The sequence below is a fragment of the Streptomyces panaciradicis genome (assembly GCF_023516615.1).
GTDB lineage: Bacteria > Actinomycetota > Actinomycetes > Streptomycetales > Streptomycetaceae > Streptomyces > Streptomyces panaciradicis.
The window spans coordinates 1-4,786 of the sequence record NZ_JAMGBF010000138.1 but is presented as its reverse complement, the minus strand read 5'-3'; the positions used below and the strand labels follow the sequence as shown (position 1 = coordinate 4,786).

Here is a 4,786-nt window from a genome sequence, read left to right as displayed (position 1 = left end):
GGACTTTCGACACACGCCCTAGTCACCTCGCGCCCGCAGTGACACCAGTGATCCTGCCGCGGCTCCCGCGCCCCCAGCCCTTACGCCCTCTCCACCAGCGTCATCAGCGTCGCCTCCGGCGGGCAGGCGAACCGTACCGGCGTGTAGCGGTTCGTCCCGCAGCCCGCCGACACGTGCAGATACGACGTACGGCCCTCCGACACATGCCGCGACAGGCCCTTGACCCGGTCGGTGTCCAGGTCGCAGTTGGTGACGAGGGCGCCGTAGAAGGGGATGCAGAGCTGGCCGCCGTGCGTGTGGCCGGCGAGGATCAGGGGGTACGCGTCGGCCGTGAAGGCGTCCAGCACGCGCAGGTACGGCGCGTGCACCACGCCCATCGAGAAGTCCGCCGCGTCCGACGGGCCGCCCGCCACCTGGGCGTACCGGTCGCGCTTGATGTGCGGGTCGTCCAGGCCCGTCAGCTCCAGCGCCATGCCGTCGATCTTCAGGGTGCCGCGCGTGTTGGTCAGGTTCAGCCAGCCCGCCGCGTCGAATGCGTCCCGCAGGTCCTCCCACGGGTTGTGGATCGCGCCGACGACCGGCGGGTTGCCGTTCAGGCCGTGCCGGCCCTGGACTTTCTCCAGCAGGTAGCGGGCGGGGTTGCGCGGCTTGGGGCCGTAGTAGTCGTTCGAGCCGAAGACGTACGCGCCCGGGAACTCCATCAGCGGGCCCAGCGCGTCCAGGACCTCCGGCACGCCCTCGGGGTCGGACAGGTTGTCGCCCGTGTTGATCACGAAGTCGGGGCGCAGGCCGGCCAGAGAGCGCAGCCAGCGCTGCTTCTTGCGCTGCCCGCCGACCATGTGGATGTCGGAGACCTGCAGCAGTCGCAGGGGGCGCATTCCGGCGGGCAGCACGGGGACGGTCACCCTCCGCAGACGGAAGGAGCGGGCTTCGAAGCCCGCCGCGTAGGCCACACCGGCGGCGCCGGCCGCCGCGATCCCCAGAGGTACTCCGTATCGAGCGCGCATACCTCCATCGTGTCAGACCGGCGAGGTGACTTGAGCCGCCCTCGTTCCCGCCTCCTCCTTGACCCCCGTTCCCGCCTCCACCTAAATGGGCGGGCGTCCGGCGTTGCGTACCTGCGACAATCGGACGCATGACCACCACGCTCAAGTCGAAGCTGCAGGAAGACCTCAACGCCGCGATCAAGGAGCGCGACGAGCTCCGCTCCTCGACGCTCCGGCTGACGCTCACCGCGATCACCAAGGAGGAGGTCGCGGGCAAGGAGAAGCGCGAGCTCTCCGACGACGAGGTCCTCAAGGTGATCACCAAGGAGGCGAAGAAGCGTCGTGAGGCGGCCGACGCCTTCGCGCAGGGTGGTCGTACCGAGTCGGCCGAGCGGGAGAAGGCGGAGGGCGAGCTTCTTGCCGCTTACCTGCCCAAGCAGCTCAGCGACGAGGAGCTGAACTCGATCGTGGCGGAGGCGGTCGCGGAGGCGAAGGCCTCGGGTGCCGAAGGGCCGCGTGCCATGGGCGCCGTCATGAAGATCGTCAACCCGAAGGTCGCGGGCCTGGCCGAGGGCGGCCGTGTCGCCGCGGTGGTGAAGAAGCTGCTGGCCGGCTGAGGGCTGCGCACCTGTACGCACGGCGGCCGCTTTCCCACCGGCAGGTGGGAAAGCGGCCGCCGTCTTACGTACCGACCGGTCCCGGCGTCAGCCGCGCCGCCCCCCGTTGCCGTTCCCGTTGGTCGTGCCCTGGAACAGGTTGTCCGGGATGGAGAAGGTGGGCGTGGGGAAGGTGGTCCCGCCGTTGTTGCCGCCGCCCGTGTTGCCTCCGTTGGTCAGGCCGCCGAAGATGCCGCCGTTCCCGTTGCCTCCGTTGCCGCCGTTCTTCCCGTCGCCGTTGCCCTTCCCCTTTTCCTTGGGGCCGTCGGGGATGTCGATCAGGTTGAAGGACTCGACGGGCTTGCCCTCCAGGGCGCCGGTCATGGCGTCCTTCCAGATCGGGCCGGGCGTGTCGGCGCCGTAGACGAGGTCGTGGTAGACGCCGCCGATGGTGATCTGCTTCATCTGGCGCTTGTGGGTCGGGTCGCCGACCCAGACCGCGCCCGCCATGTTCGGGGTGAAGCCCACGAACCAGGCGGCGTAGCGGTTGTCCGTCGTACCGGTCTTACCGGCGCTCGGGCGGTCGCTGAGGCCGGCCTGCTGACCGGTACCGTCCTCGACCACGCCCTTCAGCAGCGTGGTGACGGTGTCGGCGGTCTTCTCCGACATCGCCCGCGAGCAGGTCGACTTCGGCACCTGCAGCGACTTCGTCTTGTCGCCGATGCGCTGGCTGATGGACTCGATGGCGATCGGCGTGCAGTACATGCCGCGCGAGGCGAAGGTCGCGTACGCGTTCGCCATCGTCAGCGGCGACATCTCCTGGGTGCCGAGCGCGATCGAGGGGGCCTGCCGCATCTTGGCGCCGTCCGCGCGCTGCACGCCCATCTTCTTGGCCATGTCGACGACCGGGCAGATGCCGATGTCGCTGATCAGCTGCACGTAGTAGGTGTTGACCGACTTCGCGGTCGCCTGCTTCATGCTGTACGGGCCGTGCTCCGACTCGCTCTCGTTGCTGAGCTTGGTCGGGTTGTTCGGGTCGTCGCGCCACTGCCCGCCGTTGCAGATCGACACCGGGCTCGGGTAGTCCATCTCGTACGGCGAGGAGTACGACTGCGTCGCCGGCGTGCCGCCCTCGATGGCGGCCGCGGCCACGATCGGCTTGAACGTCGAACCGGGCTGGTAGCCCGCGCCGCCGCCCATGGACTGGTTGACCGACAGGTTGATCTGCGTCTCGTGCTTGCCGAAGCCGTACGGCCGCGACTGGCCCATCGCGAGGATCTTGCCGGTGCCGGGCTCGACGAGGGTGGCGGCGGTGGCCACGTCGTCGCTCTTGTAGACGTGGTCCTTGATCGAGGACTGCACCGACTCCTGGGCCTGCGGGTCGAGGGTGGTGCGGATCGTCAGGCCGCCCTGGTTCCAGACCTTGGCCCGGGCCTCCTTGGTCCGGCCGAAGATCGGGTCGTTGAGGAAGACCTCGCGGACGTAGTCGCAGAAGAAGCCCGCGCCCTTCACGGCGGTGATGCAGCCGTTCCTGGGCTGGCTGGGGTCGAGGCCCAGCGAGGTCTTCTTGGCCTTGTCGGCCTCCGCCTGGGAGATGTCCCCGAGGTCGGCCATGCGCTGCAGCACGGTGTTGCGGCGCTTGGTCGCCTCCGCCTCGTCGTTGACGGGGTCGTAGCGGCTCGGGGACTGCACGATGCCCGCGAGCAGCGCCGCCTGCTGGAGGCTGAGGTCCTTGGCGTGCCGGGAGAAGTAGCGCTGGGAGGCGGCCTCGACGCCGTAGGCCTGCTCGCCGAAGAACGTGATGTTCAGGTAGTTCTCGAGGATCTTCTTCTTGCCCAGCTCCTCCTCGACCTGGATCGCGTACTTCAGCTCCTTGATCTTGCGGCCGAGCGTCTGCTGGGTGGCCTCGGCGACCTTCGTCGGGTCGTCGCCGGCCTCCTCGATGAACACGTTCTTCACGTACTGCTGGGTGAGCGTCGAGGCGCCCTCGGAGACGCCGCCGCTCTGCGCGTTCTTGTTCAGCGCGCGCAGGATGCCCTTGAGGTCGACCGCTCCGTGCTGGTAGTACCGCGCGTCCTCGATCGCGACGATCGCCTTCTGCATGTACGGCGAGATGTCCTTGAGGGCGACGACCGTCCGGTCCCGCGAGTACACCGTGGCGATCTGGCCGCCGTCGGCGTCGAGGATCGTGGTGCGCTGGCTCAGCGGCGGGGTCTTGAGGTTGGCCGGGAGCTCGTCGAAGCTCTCCACCGATCCCTTGGCCGCGAGTCCGAGCGCGCCGACGGCGGGCAGTGCGATACCGGCCATGACGGCACCGGCGAGCACACTGACACCGAGGAACTTGGCGGCCTGCTGCGTGGGGGACAGGCCACCGCCCGAGCGCTTCTTTGGCATGAGGGCAGCCTACGTTCTCAATCGCCGGACACGCGTATATGCCTTGGCCTAAGCTGCTCTCAACTGTCACAGCAGTAGGGCCACGTATCAATACGTCCGGCGACCCCGAATCGTTCCGGAGGTTCCCCGACTTTCTGGTGGGGGCGTGTCCGAATCCGCCTTCTGTGTCACCCGGCGTCCGTTGTGACTCAGCGGAACTGTCCCGGATTGCCGGGAAGGTCACGCATGTTACCAGCTCACTCCCCCGGGTGATCTGCCGCTTACGCATAGTCCGTTCGGGCCATTCAAGATTGGGCCCGAAGGGGGTGTTGCGCTGTGCCCACCTTCCGTAACGTCCTCAACTGGCGGCGGTGAATATGCCGCTGCCGCCGTGGGGGAGCCTCGATTCGGGAGAGGACGGCGCCGGTATGGGCTGGGTAACCGACTGGAGTGCGCAGGCCGCCTGTCGCACTACCGATCCGGATGAACTGTTCGTTCAGGGAGCAGCGCAGAACAGGGCCAAGGCGGTGTGCACCGGATGTCCGGTACGCACCGAATGTCTGGCCGACGCGCTGGACAACCGCGTCGAGTTCGGCGTGTGGGGAGGCATGACGGAGCGCGAGCGCCGCGCACTGCTGCGCAGGCGGCCCACCGTGACCTCCTGGCGCCGGCTGCTGGAGACGGCGCGCGTGGAGTACGAGCGGGGGGTGGGCATCCTGCCGCTCGACGACGACGAGGTGTACGAGAACTACGCGGCGGTGAGCTGAGGGCACCCCTCGAGGAAGCGCCCGTCAGGAGCGCACCCTCGCCTCAGTCGACGATGGAGGACCA

The 4,786-nt window shown here is 68.4% G+C and carries 4 protein-coding genes; 2 read left to right on the top strand and 2 right to left on the bottom strand.

All coding sequences use genetic code 11. The annotated features are described in order from the left end of the window. Window positions 1-80: 80 nt before the first annotated feature. Window positions 81-1,007: a metallophosphoesterase gene (locus tag M8J74_RS34720; RefSeq protein ID WP_249840247.1), complete on the bottom strand. Its 927-nt coding sequence runs from the start codon at window positions 1,005-1,007 to the stop codon at window positions 81-83. Between the two features lie 128 nt (window positions 1,008-1,135). Here M8J74_RS34720 and M8J74_RS34715 point away from each other — a divergent pair, with 128 nt between their 5' ends. Further along, the gene (locus M8J74_RS34715; RefSeq protein ID WP_249840246.1) at window positions 1,136-1,603 is read left to right on the top strand and encodes a GatB/YqeY domain-containing protein; all 468 of its coding nucleotides are present in this window, start codon (window positions 1,136-1,138) and stop codon (window positions 1,601-1,603) included. An 87-nt stretch (window positions 1,604-1,690) separates the two neighbouring features. On the opposite strand, the gene M8J74_RS34710 is transcribed toward M8J74_RS34715, so the two are convergent. After that, window positions 1,691-3,976, bottom strand: a complete 2,286-nt coding sequence (locus tag M8J74_RS34710; RefSeq protein ID WP_249840245.1) for a transglycosylase domain-containing protein — start codon at window positions 3,974-3,976, stop codon at window positions 1,691-1,693. 407 nt (window positions 3,977-4,383) lie between these two features. Between M8J74_RS34710 and wblA the strand changes: the two genes are divergently transcribed. Next, window positions 4,384-4,722, top strand: a complete 339-nt coding sequence (gene wblA, locus M8J74_RS34705; RefSeq protein ID WP_058924101.1) for a transcriptional regulator WblA — start codon at window positions 4,384-4,386, stop codon at window positions 4,720-4,722. Window positions 4,723-4,786: the final 64 nt, after the last annotated feature.